The organism is Actinoplanes aureus (assembly GCF_015704865.1).
Lineage (GTDB): Bacteria > Actinomycetota > Actinomycetes > Mycobacteriales > Micromonosporaceae > Actinoplanes > Actinoplanes aureus.
In genome coordinates this window covers 1-19,073 of record NZ_JADQTO010000035.1, presented here as the reverse complement: position 1 = coordinate 19,073, position 19,073 = coordinate 1, and the positions used below count along the sequence as shown (strand labels likewise).

Below are 19,073 nucleotides of genomic sequence, written 5' to 3'. Positions count from 1 at the left end.
CGACGACACCGAACCGCTCACATGGCGGCCTTGCCGTCCGATCGATCGGCGGACAGACCTAGGCGGCGAGGAAGAGGATTGCATGGGCGGACTGCAGACCGGCGGTGGCACCAGCGCCGTGGCGGCCTCGGCGCACGCCGGGTGTGAGCGTTTCCGGTTGACTGATTCTTTCGTCACCGGGGAGAGCCGCCGAAGCCTGGCAGCCCGGCTGGGTGAACCCGACAACAGCGCCGGTATACCCCAGGCCCGCTGGATTCGGGCGATGACTTTCGAGAAACTCGTGGGCGACGACCGCTTCGTCGCTGAGCTGCTCACCACCACGATGGGACAGCTCGGGATGCCCCGCCCGGCCGCCGTGCGCCGCCGCGAGTGCCGCGTCAATGTCGGCATCACGGCCACCGAGCTAACTCACGCCCACCGGCAGGCAATGCTCGCAGGGGAAGCAACCATGCTGGTCGGGCTCGCCGTTCCCTATCTCGAACTCGAGCACGTTCCCGAGGCCAGCAGCATCCTGCCGGACTTTGTAATCGTCTGCCCCCGTCCCGCCGACGGCGACGCGGCGGCGGGGTCGTGGCTGATCATGGGCGACGCGAAGGACTACGAACGGGTACGGTCCCGGATCGATGACGGCCGGATGCTCAAGGGCTTCCTGCAGGTCGCACTTGGTGCCGAGTCCGCGGCGGCGTGGACCAGACTGCCCGACGGCATGACCGTCCACAGCCACGGCACGCTCGCCGTTCCCCGCAACGCGTTCCTGCGCCCGCAGGCAGTCGTCGAACGACTGGACGACCACCGGGCGGAGGTCCGCGCCCGGGCACACGAGCGGCTCGCGGCCCAATCCACGTTCGGCGGGGGTGCGCCGACCCAGGATCAGCTCACGGCCTACGTCGCCCACCTCGAAGCGACCTTCGACCCCGGCAGCTGTACGACCTGCAACCTGTTCTCCTACTGCCGCACCGAACTGCGCTCGTCCGAGGACCCGAAGGCCTTGCTCATCGAGATCGGCGTCGCTCCCCGGCAGCGCAGCGCGATGCTGCCCCTGGTCACCGGCTCGGGCGAATCCGGCCGCGCGCCGCACACCACAGTCGCTCAGATCACCGCCACTGTCACCGGCATGCCGCAGTGGAACCGGCGCCCACGCATCGACCAGTCCGGCCGGCCCGGCACCATCAACCTGGTGCTGGTCAAGTCTGACGGCTCGGCGCTGGGCGTGCACGGCGTCGCGGTACAGCCGGTCGGCGCGGACGGGCCCGGCGTGTGGATCCGGCGCACCTTCGCCGACCCGCAGGCCGCCGACAGCCGCCGGGCAGTGATGGGCCTGCTCGGCCACGCCATCCGGAAACACCATGAGGCCGGCTTGGAACCGGTGCATCTGATCGTCCCGGACCAGCCGACGGCCGACCTGCTGGCGAGCGCCGCGGACTCCCTGGCCGGCGTCGAGCTGAGTCGGCTGCGCTGGCAGCGCGACAAGGACTGCGACCGGCCCCTGCGCACCTTCGACGGCGAGGAGGCGGACCTTCCCGAGCCGCTGACCGCGGACGAGAGGCTGGCGGTCAGCTTCCTGCTGGAAGAGGACCGGGCTCGGACCATGCTCCTGCGTACGCCGATCATCGACCTGCACGGCGTGCTGCTCGTACACGTCGTGGCTGGCGGCCCGGCGGTGGACTCCGGGCGCCTGGACTACCTGGTCACCTGGGCCGGGGCCATCACGCCGCTGGACCACCGCAAGGTGTCGGACACGGTCGCGGAACAGAGCGAGACGCCGGGCGCCCGGCTGTCCAACTGGGCCTCCGACGCCGTCCATCATGCGCTGCGCAAAAGAGATCAGATTGTGTACGACCGTCTGGTGACCGCTGCGCTGGACTACCGGGTCAGCGTCCTGGAGCGGGCCTTCGCGATCCTCGACGGCCTGCCCGTATCCAGGCTGCGTGACGTCTACCAGGCGCTGGAGGGTGACGCGCAGCAGATTTGGCGTCGCCGGCAGCGGCTGCAGGCCTCCGATCTGGTCCGCTTCTCCCGCATGTACCCGCATTGGCGCAACACCCAGGTGGAGGTTCTCGACGCCGACCGGTCCTGCGGTGACCAGCTCGCCTGCCTGGCCGACCGGTCGCTCGCCCGGGACCGGGCCGCCGATGCGGGCGTCCGGCAACTGGCCCTGGCGACGGTGATCGGCGTGAACCCGATCCGCCTCGACGTGCGGTCACGGCGCCTGGGCGACGGCGTGCAGGTCGTGGCGCTGCACGTCAACGACCGCAGCCTGGTCGAGCAGGACACCACTACGGTGGCGATCCAGAAGGGTTCCTTCAAACTGGGCCGCCTGCCGGCCGGGCCGCTGTCCGCGGTTGAGGACATCGAGGGGCTCGTCTGGCAGCCGGTGGTCGAACCGGCCCTCGCCGTCGGCGATGAGCTGGTGTTGGCGGATATCGCCTGGTTCGGCAAGGCGTTCAAGTCCGGCCACGAGATCGCGGTCGGCCGGCCGTCGCTGGACAACCAGTCGGCACCGAAGCTCGACTGCACCACCACCAGCTATGCGGAGGATCCGGACGGGCATCGCTGGTGCTGCAAGCCGCACGCCGCGGCCGAGGCCGAATGGTCCGACGAGCTCGCCCAGCGTCGCGAGCGCGGCGAGCTGAACCCGCAGGTGTGGCCGCCGCTGATCGACACCGAACACTTCGACGTCACTCCCGGCATCGACGTGCCCGACCCCGGAGAAGCGCCGGCCCCGGACTCCCTGACCCTCGACGACCTGGACTGAGCTGCGATGACCGTCACCTTCACCACTGCTGCCATCGATGCGCACGAGGCGCTTCACCACGGCGAGGCGGCCCGCGGCAACACGGTGGCCGCAGCCGAGGCCGGCCAGGCGCTGACCGCGGCGCTGAGCGGGGTCGCCGAGTACGACAAGATTTTAGTGCGTGCCGCGGCGGGCGCCGGGAAGACGTACGCGCTGCGGCATATGGTCCGGCAGGCGCTGGCCCATCCCCGCTGTTCCCGGGTCGGGGTGACCGCCTTCGCGAACAAGCAGATCTTCCCGCTGGCCGGCGCTCTCGGCCGGGAGCTGGGCGCGGAGCGGGTCTGCCTGTTCGTCGCCCGTGACCGGGCGTTGGAAGTTCCTGCGGACGTACGCGACAGCGTGTCGATCGCGACGACCACCGGCGACATCCCGAACACCTGCGACGTCGTCGTCGGGACCTCCCACAAGCTGGGCGCCCTCGGCGAGCTGAAACGGCTGATCGAGAACGTCGGCCCGGCCGGCAACGGCGACCTGCCCTTCGACGTACTGTTCGTCGACGAGGCGTGGCAGTTGCCGGGACACCGCTACGCCACAGTGCAAGGGCTGGCGCCGATCTCCGTAGGAGTCGGCGACGTCGGGCAACTCCCGCCGCTGGAGCCCGGGCAGCAAAACCCGTGGCGCGGCGATGCGGGCTACAACCCGTACCGGGCCTGGCCCACGTCCTACCCGGCCAGCGCGACGACCCGCGTCGTCGATCTCCCGGCCGTTTGGCGGCCCACGGCCGCGCAGCTGCCGCTGTGGCGCGCCTTCTACACCGACTGGGACCAGCTGCACTGCGTGGCCGGGCCGGGCGACCGGGCGCTGGATCTCCCGCCGCTGACCGGCGTGGCCGGCTCGGTCTGGGCCGCGGTCGCAGGCGGCGCCCCTACCCTGCTCGAAGTCGGCGGGCTGCCCGACCCGGAGGCGCCGGACATCGACCTTCCGCTGCTCGGCGTCCTCGAAGAGCTGCTGGACCCGTTGCTGAAGAACGGCTTCCGGACCTACGCGCGCAGCTACGACGGTCAGGGCCGCCCGGAGGGCGAGGTCGTCGTCGACTCGGCGAACCCGCAGGGCGACCCCCTGATCGTCATCCTCGCCACCCGTAACCAGGCCGTGGACGACGCCAACGACCTGGTCGAACGGCTGACCGAACGCTACGACCTGCCCGACGGGGTCCTGATCGCCTCGACCGTCGACTCCTGGCAGGGCCAGACCAACGCGATCACGGTAGCCATCCACCCGTTGTCCGGGGCCGAGGAGCTGGACGAGTTCAACTCCGCGTTCGGCCGGCTCGCGGTCACCTGCACGCGTGCCACCCACGGCCTGCTGATGATCGCCCGGCACGGGCTGGACGAGCTGCTCGACACAACCCCGGCGCGCCCCGGCACGCCGCTCGGCGAGCCCGGCCCGCGGTCCCTGCCCCGGCAGACCCACCAGCGCATTCTGGCCGCGTTCACCCGCGGAGCCCTAACCGTCGCCGCGGTCTAATTAGTTGTGCTGGTCGGCGCTGGATGCGGCGGGTGGCAGGACCCCGGCCCTGCGGTTCGGCGATCCCCGGGTCATGGCCCTGACCGGCGCCCTCTGCCACACCCTGCTCGCCGCGACCGGCTTCACCAACAAGCACCTGCGCGTCTTGATCGCCGGGCTGCTCGGCAGCGACTACCGCCCCAACCAGATGACCTACGACCTGCGCCGGCTACGCCTCAACGGCCTGATCCGCCGACTCCCCGGCCACAACCGCTACACCCTCACGCCCGACGGCATCCGCATCGCGATCTTCTACACCAAGGTCTACCACCGGCTGCTCGTCCCGCTCACCAGCGCCGATCAGCCGCAAGCCCCACCCGAACTCCGCGCCGCCCTCACCACCATCACCCAGCACGTCGACCATTACGCCACCCGCGCCCGGCTGCCCCGCGCCGCCTAAAACTTGCCTCAATCATGAAGATTCTGGAGACCAAAGATCGCTAGGTCCGGCAACGACGCCAGCAGGTCATGATGCTCTGGAAGAGTGGCCTGCCAGGTGGATCTTTTCCACCTCATGGCTTGCTGCCCTGGACGCCCACCGTCCTCCCAGCGAGACTGTGCATACCGCAGCCGATGGGGGATCTCCGGTATCGCATCGCTCGACATGGAGCTACGCTGCCATCGCGCCACCACCCGTGATGCCCTGACTCGGACCTTGCCGCCGGTAACTCTATGTGCCCAATTTCCCGGAATCCGTCATTTCGCGGCTCCGGATCGGCCTCGACGGGCGTTATCAGCGGCATTAGATCCGGATGTCAGCGCCAGCCGACGCGGTCCTTCCTGTTCAGGGCCGGGCGACCGCCATGACTCCGACGTTGCGGGCTACGAAGTCGAAGGCGCGGCTGTGGGTGTCGACTCGGTTGGAGAATCCGTAGTGCTTGCCGTCTGCGCTCGCCGAGCCTTGGGTGACGCCGGCGATGGCGTAGCCACCCCCGGCGACGGTAACTAGGGCGGGACCGCCGCTGTCGCCCTTGGCCGAGTGTCCTTCGCCGATGTCGACGGTCAGCAGGGTGTTGCCGTCGATCCAACATCCACGGGTGTCCTCCTGCGGGCACGCCGGAACGATCGTCGCGGCCTGCTCCCAGGGGAGCACGCTCTCCGTCGACCTGCGTACGTCGTAGACGTCGCTGGGTCCCTGGCCGTGATTCACCCACTGATTGCGCCAGCTCGGCTCCTTGGACAGGCCGAAGCCGAATCGGTCTATCGACGTCACCGACGCGAAGGCGTTCCCGTCGAGCACCGGGATGGGCGCGATGTCGCTGACGGGCGGGTCCAGACGAAGTAGCGCGATGTCGTCGCCGCCAGGTTCCTGCAGGTAGTTGGGCATCCTGATGATCTCGACAGGGGTTCGTTCATAGGCGGCATTGCCGGCCCCGCGCCGGAAGGCGACCGTCATCTCGTCGGACTGCCACGGGTCGCCTTGCACGTCCGCCTTGTTGGTGCAGTGCTGTGCGGTCAGCACCCACGTGGGTGAGATCAGGGTGCCGCTGCAGACGTCGGTCTGATCGAGAAAGCCGCGGTCGCCGCCGAACAACTTCACGACCGCAGGTTGCGGCGTTATGCCGTCCGTGACAACCGAGTCGCCGCCGACGATGGCGTTGGCGGACGGCGTGACGGTGATAACCGTTGCCGCCACGGCGATACCACCGGTGACGGCCAGCGTTGCCTTGAGCCTTTTCAACCCATCCCCCCAGGTGTGATGTCCTGATGTCGGCTACGCAGGGCCCCCCTCGACAAGTTCACGCCGCACGCTTGATCGTTGCGATTGGCACACCACTGCCGGGCAGAGCTTCAACGTTTCGACACCTGGCTTCTCACCGGAGGATGGCCACTCGACGGCCGGCGCCGGCCGGCGCCTGCAACCTCCACCAGGACAAGCATTGCCACCGGGCTCGTCGCGCACCGCTTCACGACACCCTGTGATGGTCGCGCCCTTCAGACGACGCCGCTGCGGTCCATTGATGGGTCTTGGCATCGTTACGTCGACACGGTACCGTTCCGCCAGCATTCATGATCTTGGAAGGATCGCCATGCTCGGGTTCGGTCGGCCGGCGGCCGGCGGTATCGCTGTGCTCACGCTTGCCGCTGTCGCCGCGGTCACCTCTCCGGCGCAGGCGGCCGGCACCGGCGTCGCATCGGTGACCGCTGCCACGAAGGTGCAGTACAAGGCGGCCAGCGGCAAGCAGAACAAGGTGGTGATCACGCGCTCCGGCAACACGATCACGATCGACGACAAGGTCGCCGTCACGGCCGGCAAGGGCTGCAAGAAGGTCAATGGCGATAAAACTAAAGTCAGATGTGCCACGGCGACGGTGCCCAGCCGGGTCACGATCTACACCGAGGATCGCAACGACGTCATCGTCAACGACTCCGACATACGGATGAGCGCGTTCAGCGGAAGCGGCAACGACACCATTACCGGCGGCTTGCTCGGCGACAAGATCCAGGCCGGGAGTGGGAACGACAAGGCCGACGGCCGCAGTGGCAAGGACACCTTGTGGGGCATGACCGGCCACGACACCCTGCGCGGCGGCATCGGTGACGACCAGCTATTCGGCTTCGAGGGCAACGACAAGCTCTACGGCGACGCCGGTGCCGACATCCTCGAGGGTGGGCTGGGCCGCGACCACCTTGACGGCGGGGCGGATCACGACCTGCTTCGCGGCGACGAACCGCGCAGGGCGCTCGCGGCGGACGTCCTGCTCGGTGGACCCGGCACCGACATCGTCAGCTACGCCGGCTACACCAAGCGGGTCGTCGTCGACACCGACGGTGTCAAGGGCGACGACGGGCAGGCCGGTGAGCACGACACCGTGGGCACCGACGTCGAGTCCATCTTCGGCGGTTCAGGCAACGACCGGATCGTCGGGAACGCCGGGAACGGCTCGTTCTCCGGCGGCGAGGGCAACGACGTGATCTACGGCGGCGCCGGCGTCGACTCGATCAACGGCGGTGACGGCAAGGACAAGATCTACGGCGGTGCCGACGACGACTACCTGGACGGTGGAGACTACGAGACGCAGGTCGCCGACCTGCTCGACGGTGGCAGCAACACCAGCTACGGCGGCGACCACTGCCAGAAGGCGAAGAAGGACACCCTGATCGGCTGCGAGAAGTGACAACAATCCGAATCCCCGGCCATCGGCACCGATGAGCTCCGACGCCTGACCATCGCCGGCGAATACACGGCTGCAAGCCGGTGCCGTCACCCGGACGCCCGCTTCGAGCCGGTGTATCGACGTCGAGAGTCGATACCTTAATAGGCGATCAAGCAGTGCCGGAAAGCGTTCAAGCGCGGTCGCACCTGGCGTCGCTGTCGGCGTACGGACTCTTGAGGTGCAGAGCCGCGAACGCCACGAAGTACACAGCAACCACCGACGTCGGTCCGTCTGCAGGACGTCCATGCCGAGCGCTATCGACTACGCTAAGTCACCGCGTACGGGAACGGCGGTGTCCGGATTTGCCGATGACCGGATGCCGACCTCGGTGGCTGGCTGGCTATTCGAACCGGTCGGCGAGCTTCGTCAACTTGGTGACGTAGCCTGGCCAGTCGTAGTCGTCGGGAACGTTGGTGTTCTCCCGACGCTCGCCGATCGCCCTGTCGTGCTGCTCGCGCATGATGTCGGCGTGACCGGCGTGCCGGGCGAGGTCGCAGGTCACGTGGATGATGATCCGTTGCAGTGTCACGACATCTCTGCCGGGTTGCCACCAAGGCACTCGCCCCGGCGCGTCGAGCGGTAGCTGTTCGATCGTCTGGTCTGCGAATACCCCGACGCAGCGATACAGGTCGACCAGCCCGTCCTTGCTCTCGTCTGCCCGCGCGTACCAGTCTGCCTGCGGGTCCTCGTCGTATGCCGACATGGGGACCAACTCCTGGTGACCCGTGAACTCGCGGCCGAAGGTCGGTCCGAAGTAGCCAGCTTCGATATTGAGGCAGTGCTTGAGGACTCCCAAAAGATTGTTGCCGGTCGCGGTGCGGGGCACCCTGGCCTCACGTTCGCTTAGCCCCTCGAGCTTCCAGATCAGGTCATCGCGAGTGGCCTGCAGGTAGTGGTGCAGCGCAGCCTTCGGGTCGCCCAAATCAGCCATGCCCGCCAGTCTTCCTCAACCCGCCAGCCATCGCGCGAGCTGTCGCTGGCAAGGTCGGTGCCCGGCTGGACTGGACCAGTATCCGAATCTGCCGCGACGCGCGCGCCAGCGTCCCGGCGTGACGTCACGCTCGGTACAATGCGTTCCGTTGCTGGATGCGCGACTGCCGATGACGGTGCACGATCATGGGCTCGTCTTGCTGGGATTCGGCCAGGTCGTTCAAAGGGGCGGTCAGCGGAGGGCGGTGGACGGGTTCGGGCATTGGCTCGCCTATCCTTCGCCGCGTGAGCGACTACTACGACCTCTTCCTGTCGGTCGAGCTCCAGCCCGGATTGCCAGACGAGGTGATGTATGAGATCAGGTGGCATCTGGGCCTCGTCGACGCGCCACCCATGCGGTTTCAAGCGCTGCCCGACGCCGATTGGTTCATCGGAGAGCCGGTGCCGCTGTTCTCTGGGCTGTCGCAGAGCCACTCGTTCGATGGCGTTGACGTGGCGGTCATGCTGCCGGCGACGAATCGGATCTACCCGGACGGTCAACAACGGTGGCTACTCACTGTGCGGCAGTGCGTCCACGACGATGAACTCGGTTGGGTGCTGGACCTGACCGAGTGGATCGCATCGCAGTCGACGACGGCAGGCTGGATCGGCTTCCTTCGCCATGACCAGGAACCAGCGCCTGACCTCATGCATTACGCCAACGGGCGCCTTGAGTTCGGTCAGCCGGGCATGACCCGGCCGTTCGGAGCGAAACGAAACTGATCACCCCGGCGGGCCAGGCGTTCGCCCGAGAGCTCACGTCCGGACGCAGCCGTTCACAGCTCGTTGGTCGCCATTCCCTCCTGTCTGACGCTCGGCGCGGCCGTGAGGCAGCCTGAATACGGGCCATGGCATTGCCGGCGTCCCGACACCGAAGCCATGCGCTGATCTGTAGCCGCGATCCGAGCGGGAAGCCACGTCCACCGATTACTCACCGTGAGCGGTCGGCGTACACCGCCAGAGCGGCCGGCGTCACAGCGTCCCCAGCGCTACACGCCCGGACCTCTGCGCCTTTGGCGTACCTGGGCTCCGCGCCGGAAACCCGTACGCCGACAAGCCCGTTCCCAACGCACCACGGCCGGCACCCACGCCGGTCACGTCGCTGACTCTGCGACGGCTGGCGAATCTGCCGCCAGACACCCGCCGGCTCCCGTCGGTCGCCGCCTACGACCAGCTACTACGCCATCGCCCCGCCGCACCACCAGCTCAGTGAGGAGATCGCCATGACCCGTGCGTCAACGCGGCCTGACCGAGCAGGCCGCCACCGCCGCCGTCGCCACTGCCTGCCGCCTGCTCACCATCCGTGACCAGTCCAGCCATCGCCGACGCTGCCGAGCGGCGCCGGATAGGTCACGCCGGCACGATCAGCCTGGCTTTCGAAGATGGAGAGAGGTCTTCGACGAGTTGCGTCGGTTGGTGGGCGTCGTCAACTGATGACGGCGTAACGCCTCGTCGGATCGGCTGGTTCATCGATGGCAGCGAGTTCGCAGACTCCTGCGAAGCATGGGATGGAGGGCAGTCGAGGGGTGATTTCGCTTGGTACGGTCGCTGCCGTGGCCAGGAAACCGGACCGCAGAAAGAGCAACCAGCAGCGCGGCACCGCCCGGGACCGGGCGGCGGCTGCGGCTCAGCACGAGAACCCGTTCAAGAGTGTCCAGCGGACGGGTCTCTGGAACTTGCAGGTCCTCGCCGCCGCCCTGAGCATCGCCCTCGGCGTCTTCTCTGTTCTCACCCTCTCGCAGGGTGGGGTTACTGGTGTTCGTCTGGTCTCGCACTTGATTTGCGCCGTCGGTGGAGTATGCGGGGCCGGGTTCTTCGCGAGTAAGCCTTATCCGATGCTGATGCGGTCTCTTCAAATTTTCGCGGCGGCACTGACCGTTCTGGGGGTTGCAGGCTTGGCGATAGCGGCGGGAGCCAACTGATGCCCGTCCTGAAGGCGGAACCGTCAGCTCTGATGTCGTACGCAGATCAACTGGATCGTGCCCGATCGGACGCCCAGACAGTCAGCCCCCTACGTTGCTAAGTGGGCTACCGACGGCACGGGCGGTGAGCTATGGGCTCTGGCCGAAGAGAAGAACGCAGACGCCATCGTCACCATCCAGAGCACCTTCCACCGCCTGACGTGCGTCCTTGAATTCTCGGCACCGGAGTTACGCTCGACAGCAGGCTATTACCGGGAGACGGATCTTGCGGCGGCGGCGAACCTGGATCGCGCGCTTCCGGCAGCCATCCGGATGTGCCCTCCTGCGCTTGAGTACGAGAATGCCGGCATCGTCTGCAAGCCGGCGCTGTTCGGTGATCCGAAGAACCCGGAATCGAACCTCATCCCACCGCCTGAAGAGCCGGACAGCCCGGTTAACCGGCTGGGATTCATGGACTACATCAGCCCTACCGCCTGGATCATGAAGGGCCTTGACACGGTCCTCGGCTTTGATCCGATCCAGGAGGTGCAGAACAAGATTGTCGGCGACTGGGAGACGTTCGCCCGGATGCCGTCCGTCCTGGCCGGCGCGTCGGCGGCGCTGCACGACATCGCCCTGAACATCCAGTCCGGGGCGTCGTCGCTGCAGCAGTTCTGGCAAGGCAACGCCGGGGAGGCCGCTTACCGGTACTTCACCGATCTTGCCACTGCCATCGACAGCCTCCGTGCCCCGCTCGTGAAGATCGGCGACGAGTACAAGGTTATGGCGGACGCGGTGTGGTCAGCCGGAGACGCTATCGGCGGCCTGCTCAAGGGCATGTGCGACACCGCGATCATCACCGGGATCGCCGCGGTCGGCGGGACCGTCACAGCGGCGACTGGCGTCGGCGCGGTGGTCGGCTACGGCGTTGCAGCCGTCAGCGCGGCCAGAATCCTCGAACAGTGGGCGCAGATCACCAAGTACCTCGCTGTGGCCAACACGGCGATCATGACGTTCCGGTCCGGGCTCAACCTCAATCTCAATGACCTCGACTCGGTCAATCTCCCCGTCATCGGCGCAGGGGCCGGCTACGACCACCCGTTGACTGGAGCAGGTGCCCATGTCTGACGAGATCCTCGACATCGCCCACGGTGACGCTCGCCTTGCTCAGGCGCTGCGTCAGACCCTCGCATCGATCGCCGAACAGGGCAGCGACCAGATGCGCGAGATGGCCCGCGACGTGCTCGACGGCGCATCTCTGCGCCAGGTCGCTACAAGCAGCGCGTACGGCGACGAGGTCGGTGAAGCGATCGGCGAGTTCTGGACGAAGTACCAGGAGATGACCCCTGGCGAGCGTGCCGAGTTGGAAGGCGTGGGACGGACGCACTTCACTGCGCCTGAGTAGAGGGACGTGCCGAGCGAGGCGAGCGATTCTCTACCTGCCCAGCGGCGACCGTGCCTGGTGAGGCGGCTGTCCGGTAGGCAGGGCGAAGTAATCGCCGGGACGGCGATCGTCGGCGAGTACTCTGCGCCTCAGACCGCTCGGACGTACACCGGTCGACAAACCCGTCCGCTCAGCCCACCTACGGCGCTGGATCTGCCCGGCCGTTGCTCATCAAGACCGCCACTGGTCGCGCAGGGCTAGGGGCCACGCCTTTCGATTCCCTGGGGCACAGGAGCGAAGGCCGGTAGGGTTCAAGGCCGTCTCCCGACGGCGGCGTATGAGATCGCATGGCCCGGACCACAGTGTCCACACGGCGACGGCTGCAGTTTCGGACGCCAGCGCGAAGGGATGACGAGGCCTGGATCGACTACTTCGAGGCCGTCCAGCAAGCGTGTCAACTCGTCACGGCTACGGGCTTGGAACGGCCCCCATCCGTACCCGGCGGCAAGTCCGGCCAGCAGGTACCGGTCAGTCAGGTCAGCGGTCGGGTGCGACAAGACGACGTGACTACCGGATGGCAGCGCCGCTATCAGCTGCCGGACGATGCGGTGGGGATCCTGCTCGTCTGGAATCTCGTGCAGTACGGCGGTGAGCAGCAACCCGACCGGTTCGGTCAGATCCAGGACGCTCTGGCGCAACGCTGCCAGAAGCGCATCTACATCCCGCAGATCCGCGTCGAGGTAGTCGCCAGTCAGCTGGGATTGAGCGTGCACGCCGACGATCGCGTCGTGATCGACGTGCACCACCCGGGCGCTCCGGTCTATGCCCCGAGCCACTTCATGTACGGCGGGGGAAGACGGCAAGCCAGTGCCGATGTCGAGGAACTGCCGAATGCCCGCCTCGGCGGCGAGATACCCCACGGCCCGCAACAGAAAAGCGTAATCCTCGCGGCTTGCGTGCCAGAGGACGGGAAATGTGTTGAGTAGGTTCTCAGCAGCATGCCGGTCGACGGCGAAGTTGTCCTTACCGCCAAGAAGGTAATTCCAGATCCGCGCCGTGGCGGGCTGGTTGGGGTTGAATGCCGTACTCATGCGGCCACGCAAGGGTCGTCGGGGACGTCACTCGAAGGCAGTCTTCTCATTGCCGCACCGTCGTTGAAGGCGGTGCCGCCCGCGCGCGGCGCAGTGTCGGCAACGGGTGCCCCGCCAAACAGCCGCAGAGGACGGGTTGCCAGGACGCTGAACACGCACGACTCCCCCGCCGACGGCCGGTAGTAACTCGATGGTCGGTAGTGATAGGTGACCTGTTCGCTGATGACGCGACGATATGAGGCGGATAGAGCGATCGGCTCCGCTTGGCGGACCGATTTGTTCGCCAGCAGCTTTCCGGCTGGATGTGCGTTCTCGCCGCCACCGCCACGATCTAGGCCGACCGCGGCTCCGGCTCCCCGACCTCCGATGCGTTCGTCGGAATCCCGGCCGTCAACAGGAATGCTTCCAGGGTGGCTGCGAGCGCGTCGATCTTGTCCTCCTCGACGAAGGCGTAGCCCCGCTCCGATAGGCAGTCTGCGACCAGATCCGCGATCGCGCGAATGGAAACCTCGCTTCCGTCTATCAACGCGCTCTCCCTCGTAAAGCTTTCTAAGCAGTCGGTGCTGTGTACCCCGATGCCACAGGCATCCATTCAGCCAACTGCGAGTTGGTCTACCTGCATGCCCACCGACGATGGCATTGCACCACTCGGCTGCGTTTCGGGCCGCGCTGGGTGCGCACCGTCGACAAGCACTAACGCCTCGCTGGCGACGGCGTTAACGGCGGCATGCATCGACGATCCCGTGTCGACAGCAAGGATGGAAGGATCACGCTGGGGGTGCACCGGGAACCTCACCACGTCCCTACTGGCGATCTGCGGGCGATCTGCGGGCGATCGTCACGCCTACCGGTTCCCCTTTCATCCATTGGGGTGGCCCACGGTGAGGACCCACGATGGGTCAACGCCGCCGCCACCATTGAGCTCACTGTTTTTCGATGCCACGCTGGGTCGATGCGACATCCGCGATCGGGGTGTATGCGGCACGCGTAGTACCGCTGTCGACGGGAGGAAATGCCGGTGCGCGTCGAAGTCGACCCGAGCTGGTGGGTTGCGGGTACCTGGGAAGGCCGCCCGATCCGCGAGTTCCTGGAGCGACGCGACGTCACGGCCATCTTCCGGTTCCTGCACGCCCGAGGCGTCTCGTACGGCGCCATCGGCGGGCTTGTCGGCCTTTCCCCGAATCGGGCTGCCGAGATCGCCAAGAACGTCCGGCAGGTCACCGCCTACGAGGTCCTGGAACGCGTCGCGGTCGGTTTGCGCATCCCACGCGCCGTCATGGGCCTGGGCTGCGAGACAGGTCCGGCGACGCAAACCGCAACCGTTGAGCGTTCGGAAGGGCTGGCGGCACTGCGCATGCAATTGGAGGAAGCGTTAGCGGCATCGACAGTCACTACGCGCCAGCTGGAGATGATCGAGGAGGCGACGCACGGGCACATCTGCGATTACCAGTCCACCGCGCCGCTGGACGTATTACAGAATATTGCGGCCGAATGCAGTGATGTCGTCGCTCTATCGCGGCGACGGCAGCCGGCCGCGGTTCAAGCTCGGCTCTCCGCCGCAGCGGCGTTGCTTGCCACTCTGTCTGCGGACGCTCTGATGCGCCTCGGCGATGCCACCCAGGCCCGGCTGTGGTACCGCACAGCAGCCATTGCCTCCGACGACAGCGGGCACTCCCGGCTGCGTGTACTGGTCCGAGCCCATGCCACGATGCTCCCCTACTACTTCGGGGATCCCCAGCAGACGATCATGCTGGCTGAACATGCGCTGGAGCTTTCGACCACGCCCTGTCCGGTGACCGCTCTGGCCGCTGCCGCCCGTGCCCGGGCGCTGGCCCGCATTGGAGACATCGGGCAAGCACGCAGCGCGATGCGCCAGGCACGCCACCTGTTCGACCTAGCCGGCGACAGTGACAGCAACGCCGCGTTCGAGTTCCCGGCACGACGTCTCTTGTTCTACCTGTCCGGAACCGCCGCCTGGGCGGGCGACGTGACCACCGCCTACCAGCTGCAGGATGAGGCACTCTCGCTCTACCAAGCCAGCCCTTCGCCGTCGATCGACCCTGCACTCATCCTGATAGATAGGTCCATGTGCCTGGCGCGAGAACACCGCACCGGCGAAGCCGCCACCGTAGCCCGCGAGGCCCTCGCCTGCCTCTCCGAACCTCAACGCACTGAGATCGTCCTGTCGCGCGCACGCGACATCGTCGCCACGATCCCGGCCGGTCAGCGGGACGGCACCGTCACCGAACTTGACGACTACCTACGCGAGTGCACCCGCCGGAAACCCGTACCCTGATTCGGGTATGGACCCCGCACTCGACCCTCAGGAGCGTCCATGTTCGTCGAGCAGCGGACCCGACCAGTACTCGACGAGGTCTGCCGAATCATCGGCTACTCCCCAGATGAAGCCGTACTGCTGCGCCACCACACCAACGCTGTCTATGCCGTGCGCGACCTCGTGGTCAAGATTTCCCCGCCGGCGGTCCCGCTCGACCGCATACGCCGCGTGGTGCACCTCGTCACGTGGCTGCAGAACCAGAGCTTTCCAACTGTTCTCCTCCACCCAGGCGTGGTCCAGCCTCTCCAGATCAACGACCACGCGATCACGGTTTGGCAGCGACTCAACGGCTCCACCACCCAGCCAGTAACCACGGGCGAACTCGGGTCTCTGCTACGTCGCCTGCACGCCCTGCCTCTTCCGCCTTCAGGCGTGCCCACCACACTCGACCCGATAACCGGGATCCGCCGCTCGATCGACTCCTCGGCGATCCTGACCTCCGATGACCGCAAGCTACTCACCCGTCGTCTCGAAGAACTCGCGCCGATCTGGGGCACCGCCATGCCATGGGGCAGCGGTCTCATCCAGTCCGATCCTCAGATCCGCAACGCTCTGCGCCGCGACGACGGCACACCCGTACTTGCTGACTGGGACAGCGCTTCCACCGGACCGCGCGTATGGGACGTCGCCACCGTCGCGGTGCACTGCCGCCGCTTCGGCAGCGATAACTTCCCGGACTTCGTCACCACCTACGGGCGCGACCCACGCGGCTGGGAGCGCTTCGCGCACCTGTGCGCGCTCCGCGAACTGCAGATGATCGCTACCAACGCCCGAAAATCGGCACCCAACAGCCCTGCCGCAGCCGAGGTCCACCGCCGCATCGCCAGCCTTCGACAAGACCCGCAGAACTCGACTCTATGGAACATCTTGTAGCCCAGCGATCGTCGGCGAGACCTCGTTTCGGTGCCCCGGTCGCAGCGACCCATGACGCAGGGTCGACGTCAACCATCGTCCTGACGCTGAGCCGCCAGAGCAGAGCCGCAATTTCCAGCACGACAAGTCGGGGAATAGTGTCGTTGACATCCGGCCGACACACGATCCGCCTAGGAGCAGCCGGGTTCCACATTCGACAGTAACCAACTGCATTTTCGCAGGTCGAGGCCGCTGCGGCGAAGGCTGCTCCGGGTGTTTCTGTGGGTTAAAAGTCCACAGCTCTGCCATTGAGCTAGCGGCCCGCGCAAGTCAGGGTACCGACCCCGCCTCGCGTCGCAATCATCGCACCCGCCGTGCCGCGAGCGCCTCCCAGTTACCCCCAAACCGTCCGTGTGGATCACCCCTAGCGGTCAACAACCAGCCATCAATTTGTCAGCCGCATCTGGAATCATCGACGTTCATGCAACGGACTTCCGGCATCGCCGCTCTCGTCGCTCTGACTACCCTCGCCGCCGGCGCTCCGGCGTACGCGACCGAGCGGCCACCTCGCGAGATCACCGCCAATGTCGAGACGCCCGCGCTCTTCGACGACGAGGCCGGCGGCGACGCGGACGCGGACGACCCCGCGATCTGGATCAACTCGGCTGACCGGGCCCGCAGCCTGGTCATCGGCACCGCCAAGAACGGCGGCCTGCGGGTCTACGACCTGAAGGGCCGTGAGATCCAGTCGATCGCCACGCCCGAGGGCGGCCGGTTCAACAACGTCGACATCATGACCGGCTTCAAGCTGGGCAAGCGCAAGGTCGACGTCGCCGTCGTCACCGACCGCGGTCTGGACAAGCTGCGCATCTACCAGATCGAGGCGGCCGGCCTCACCGACATCACCTCGGCCGATGTCCCGCTGCTCTTCTCCAAGGACGAGGCCGAGGTCGAGGAGCAGGCGACCGGCTACGGCGTGGCCGTCTACGACCGTTACGCCGTGGTGAGCCGGCGGCACACCACCCGCCTCGGCATCTTCCGCCTCGAGGAGAAGAACGGGAAGGTCACCTACCGCACCTCCGACCTTCTCGACCTGCCCCGCGAGTTCCGCCTCCCGGACGGCACCAGCTGGTCGCCGTGCGCCGAACCAGGTGAGGATCCGCAGGTCGAGGGCATGGTCGTCGACGCCGCAGCCGGTGTCCTCTACGCCGCTCAGGAGGACGTCGCCCTCTGGCGCATCAACCTGAAGGGCGGCACGTTCAGCAGCCTCCCGCGCATCGTCGAGCGGGTCGCGGAGTACGGCATCCCCGCCGCCTACGACCCCGAGTCCGAGGAGTGCGTGGTCGACTACCCGAACGACCCGGGCTTCGGCGGCCGCATCCGCGCCGACGTCGAGGGCGCCACGATCTACCCGACCGGCAAGCGTGACGGCTACCTGATCATCTCCAGCCAGGGTGACAGCCGCTTCTTCGTCTACGACCGCCGCACGAACAAGCCGATCAAGATCTTCACCGTCACCGACGGCCCCAGCACGGACGGCGTTCAGCACTCCGACGGCGCCGCGGTCACCGCGGTCGCCCTCCCCGGCTACCCGAAGGGCCTGCTGGTCCTGCACGACGGCGAGAACGTCCCGAACGACGACCGCACCAGCACCAACTTCAAGTACGTCGACTGGCGCAAGCTCGGCCTCCCGTCCTGACAACCCCGCACGTCCCGGCCCGGCAGAATCCCTTCTGCCGGGCCAACCTTTTTCCGGTACGCCCCACACCCACCGCGCGGCGCTACCCAGTCCCCGGCTACGCCGCTACCGCAAAACCCACGACCGCCCCCATGCCACCCGACGCCCCAATCCCGGCCGTCGAACGGGTCACTCGTAGCAGTTCTGAGTCCTCAGCTGCAGGTTCATGTGTTCAACCCGTCCATCCTCGACGGTGACGTTGAAGACGGCCGCGCTGTTCCCAGGCACCTTCGCCCAGCCACGCCCTTCCGCTCCCGGCCCGGTCACGACCTCCCAATCCGGGTAAGCCTTCTTCAACGCCGCAACCGTGCTACCCAGCTCGATCCCCTCCGGGGTAGCCGCTCCCGGGTACGCGGTGATCGACACCAATCCAAGGTCCGAGAAGAACACAGGCGCGTCTGCCGTGCCGGCCGCCTTCGGCTTGTAGTCGGTGTTGCAGCCGGGCCCGGCACCCACCTCACCCTCCCCGGTGAGCAGTCCCGTCTTCAAGGCCTTCTCATGGGTCATCCCCAGCTCCAGCCCACCCAGTCCATCCGGACCAAGCACCAGCTCCCCGGCCGGCCCATTCGCCTGGCCCGATCCGGATCCCTCCGCAGCCTCCATGCCAGATCCCGATCCCACCGCGGATGAGTTCGACGCCGGCGCACCGCCCGAGACCGAACCCGGCGCACCGCCCGAGACCGAGGCCGCCGGCGAAGTCCCACCGCCCGGCTCCACAGCGCCGGATCCCTGCCCCGGCGAACTGCCGCACCCGGTGATCAGCGCCAGGCCGACAACTCCCACCAGAACCGCTGCCTTACGTCGCATCGCTTTGCCTCGTCCCCGCTTGCTCTCTCTGCGCCGCTTGCTCTCTCTGCGCCCCTGTCACTAGTGCGATGCGCGCTCTAGAACGTTTGGTTGCCGAACCGAGGTCACGGATAGATAACGACGTCAAGACAAAAAGAAAGGCCCACCCGTTTCCGGGTGGGCCTTTCTGTCACGTTGAGTCCGGCGGCGTCCTACTCTCCCACACCCTCCCGAGTGCAGTACCATCGGCGCTGGCGGGCTTAGCTACCGGGTTCGGAATGTTACCGGGCGTTTCCCCACCGCTATGACCACCGAAACAACTGTCAGCACCACAAACAGACCAGCAACCCTTTTCCTGGTTTCCCAGGATCGGGGGTGGTTGTTCGTTTGCTGTGAATCACACAGTGGACGCAAGCATAAAGTTTAAGGTGGTTAAGCCCTCGGCCTATTAGTACCGGTCAACTCAACACGTTACCGTGCTTACATTTCCGGCCTATCAACCCAGTCGTCTAGCTGGGGGCCTTACCCACTCAAGGTGGTGGGATACCTCATCTCG

16 protein-coding genes and 2 rRNA genes are annotated in these 19,073 nt (G+C 66.8%); 11 read left to right on the top strand and 7 right to left on the bottom strand.

From position 1 onward, the window contains the following. Positions 1-82: 82 nt before the first annotated feature. From I4J89_RS42770 to I4J89_RS42760, 3 genes are all read left to right on the top strand, one after another. Positions 83-2,755 (top strand): hypothetical protein, encoded by a 2,673-nt coding sequence (locus I4J89_RS42770; RefSeq protein WP_196419951.1) that lies wholly within the window; start codon positions 83-85, stop codon positions 2,753-2,755. Between the two features lie 6 nt (positions 2,756-2,761). Next, positions 2,762-4,261 (top strand): hypothetical protein, encoded by a 1,500-nt coding sequence (locus tag I4J89_RS42765; protein ID WP_196419950.1) that lies wholly within the window; start codon positions 2,762-2,764, stop codon positions 4,259-4,261. Between the two features lie 73 nt (positions 4,262-4,334). Then, on the top strand, positions 4,335-4,700 hold the full coding sequence (locus I4J89_RS42760; protein ID WP_230860565.1) for a hypothetical protein: 366 nt from the start codon (positions 4,335-4,337) through the stop codon (positions 4,698-4,700). Positions 4,701-5,084: 384 nt separating this feature from the next. On the opposite strand, the gene I4J89_RS42755 is transcribed toward I4J89_RS42760, so the two are convergent. Beyond that, positions 5,085-5,981, bottom strand: a complete 897-nt coding sequence (locus I4J89_RS42755; protein WP_196419949.1) for a S1 family peptidase — start codon at positions 5,979-5,981, stop codon at positions 5,085-5,087. Positions 5,982-6,330: 349 nt separating this feature from the next. On the opposite strand from I4J89_RS42755, the gene I4J89_RS42750 reads away from it, so the two are divergent. Further along, on the top strand, positions 6,331-7,419 hold the full coding sequence (locus I4J89_RS42750) for a calcium-binding protein (protein ID WP_196419948.1): 1,089 nt from the start codon (positions 6,331-6,333) through the stop codon (positions 7,417-7,419). Positions 7,420-7,798: 379 nt separating this feature from the next. On the opposite strand, the gene I4J89_RS42745 is transcribed toward I4J89_RS42750, so the two are convergent. After that, the gene (locus I4J89_RS42745; protein ID WP_196419947.1) at positions 7,799-8,389 is read right to left on the bottom strand and encodes a DinB family protein; all 591 of its coding nucleotides are present in this window, start codon (positions 8,387-8,389) and stop codon (positions 7,799-7,801) included. Positions 8,390-8,673: 284 nt separating this feature from the next. On the opposite strand from I4J89_RS42745, the gene I4J89_RS42740 reads away from it, so the two are divergent. The 4 genes from I4J89_RS42740 to I4J89_RS42725 all read left to right on the top strand — a co-directional run bounded on the left by I4J89_RS42740 (position 8,674) and on the right by I4J89_RS42725 (position 11,733). Further along, positions 8,674-9,150: a hypothetical protein gene (locus tag I4J89_RS42740; RefSeq protein WP_196419946.1), complete on the top strand. Its 477-nt coding sequence runs from the start codon at positions 8,674-8,676 to the stop codon at positions 9,148-9,150. Between the two features lie 830 nt (positions 9,151-9,980). Beyond that, a complete protein-coding gene (locus tag I4J89_RS42735; protein WP_196419945.1) occupies positions 9,981-10,349 on the top strand; it encodes a hypothetical protein in 369 nt (122 codons plus the stop codon). A 57-nt stretch (positions 10,350-10,406) separates the two neighbouring features. Beyond that, positions 10,407-11,456 (top strand): WXG100 family type VII secretion target, encoded by a 1,050-nt coding sequence (locus I4J89_RS42730; RefSeq protein WP_196419944.1) that lies wholly within the window; start codon positions 10,407-10,409, stop codon positions 11,454-11,456. Next, a complete protein-coding gene (locus I4J89_RS42725; protein WP_196419943.1) occupies positions 11,449-11,733 on the top strand; it encodes a hypothetical protein in 285 nt (94 codons plus the stop codon). The genes I4J89_RS42730 and I4J89_RS42725 overlap by 8 nt, the downstream gene beginning before the upstream one ends. A gap of 290 nt (positions 11,734-12,023) precedes the next feature. Here the strand turns inward: I4J89_RS42725 and I4J89_RS42720 are convergent, their stop codons facing one another. Beyond that, positions 12,024-12,803, bottom strand: a complete 780-nt coding sequence (locus I4J89_RS42720; RefSeq protein WP_196419942.1) for an SAM-dependent methyltransferase — start codon at positions 12,801-12,803, stop codon at positions 12,024-12,026. A 331-nt stretch (positions 12,804-13,134) separates the two neighbouring features. Beyond that, on the bottom strand, positions 13,135-13,329 hold the full coding sequence (locus I4J89_RS42715) for a hypothetical protein (protein WP_196419941.1): 195 nt from the start codon (positions 13,327-13,329) through the stop codon (positions 13,135-13,137). Positions 13,330-13,815: 486 nt separating this feature from the next. Between I4J89_RS42715 and I4J89_RS42710 the strand changes: the two genes are divergently transcribed. The 3 genes from I4J89_RS42710 to I4J89_RS42700 all read left to right on the top strand — a co-directional run bounded on the left by I4J89_RS42710 (position 13,816) and on the right by I4J89_RS42700 (position 17,692). Continuing rightward, a complete protein-coding gene (locus I4J89_RS42710; RefSeq protein ID WP_230860564.1) occupies positions 13,816-15,099 on the top strand; it encodes a hypothetical protein in 1,284 nt (427 codons plus the stop codon). A gap of 39 nt (positions 15,100-15,138) precedes the next feature. Beyond that, positions 15,139-16,014, top strand: a complete 876-nt coding sequence (locus I4J89_RS42705) for a phosphotransferase enzyme family protein (protein WP_196419939.1) — start codon at positions 15,139-15,141, stop codon at positions 16,012-16,014. 460 nt (positions 16,015-16,474) lie between these two features. Beyond that, the gene (locus I4J89_RS42700; RefSeq protein WP_196419938.1) at positions 16,475-17,692 is read left to right on the top strand and encodes a phytase; all 1,218 of its coding nucleotides are present in this window, start codon (positions 16,475-16,477) and stop codon (positions 17,690-17,692) included. 168 nt (positions 17,693-17,860) lie between these two features. On the opposite strand, the gene I4J89_RS42695 is transcribed toward I4J89_RS42700, so the two are convergent. From I4J89_RS42695 to I4J89_RS42685, 3 genes are all read right to left on the bottom strand, one after another. Continuing rightward, complete coding sequence (locus I4J89_RS42695; RefSeq protein WP_196419937.1) at positions 17,861-18,334, bottom strand: hypothetical protein; 474 nt, start codon at positions 18,332-18,334, stop codon at positions 17,861-17,863. A 382-nt stretch (positions 18,335-18,716) separates the two neighbouring features. Beyond that, positions 18,717-18,833 (bottom strand): 5S ribosomal RNA (gene rrf, locus I4J89_RS42690). Between the two features lie 112 nt (positions 18,834-18,945). After that, positions 18,946-19,073, bottom strand: a 23S ribosomal RNA gene (locus tag I4J89_RS42685); the annotation flags it as partial.

Bases quoted from the DNA above. Each gene is read 5' to 3' on its own strand.
- I4J89_RS42770 (WP_196419951.1), top strand. From the start codon at position 83: ATGGGCGGACTGCAGACCGGCGGTGGCACCAGCGCCGTGGCGGCCTCG.
- I4J89_RS42765 (WP_196419950.1), top strand. From the start codon at position 2,762: ATGACCGTCACCTTCACCACTGCTGCCATCGATGCGCACGAGGCGCTT.
- I4J89_RS42760 (WP_230860565.1), top strand. From the start codon at position 4,335: ATGGCCCTGACCGGCGCCCTCTGCCACACCCTGCTCGCCGCGACCGGC.
- I4J89_RS42750 (WP_196419948.1), top strand. From the start codon at position 6,331: ATGCTCGGGTTCGGTCGGCCGGCGGCCGGCGGTATCGCTGTGCTCACG.
- I4J89_RS42745 (WP_196419947.1), bottom strand. From the start codon at position 8,389: ATGGCTGATTTGGGCGACCCGAAGGCTGCGCTGCACCACTACCTGCAG.
- I4J89_RS42725 (WP_196419943.1), top strand. From the start codon at position 11,449: ATGTCTGACGAGATCCTCGACATCGCCCACGGTGACGCTCGCCTTGCT.
- I4J89_RS42720 (WP_196419942.1), bottom strand. From the start codon at position 12,803: ATGAGTACGGCATTCAACCCCAACCAGCCCGCCACGGCGCGGATCTGG.
- I4J89_RS42710 (WP_230860564.1), top strand. From the start codon at position 13,816: ATGCCGGTGCGCGTCGAAGTCGACCCGAGCTGGTGGGTTGCGGGTACC.
- I4J89_RS42705 (WP_196419939.1), top strand. From the start codon at position 15,139: ATGTTCGTCGAGCAGCGGACCCGACCAGTACTCGACGAGGTCTGCCGA.
- I4J89_RS42700 (WP_196419938.1), top strand. From the start codon at position 16,475: ATGCAACGGACTTCCGGCATCGCCGCTCTCGTCGCTCTGACTACCCTC.
- I4J89_RS42695 (WP_196419937.1), bottom strand. From the start codon at position 18,334: ATGGAGGCTGCGGAGGGATCCGGATCGGGCCAGGCGAATGGGCCGGCC.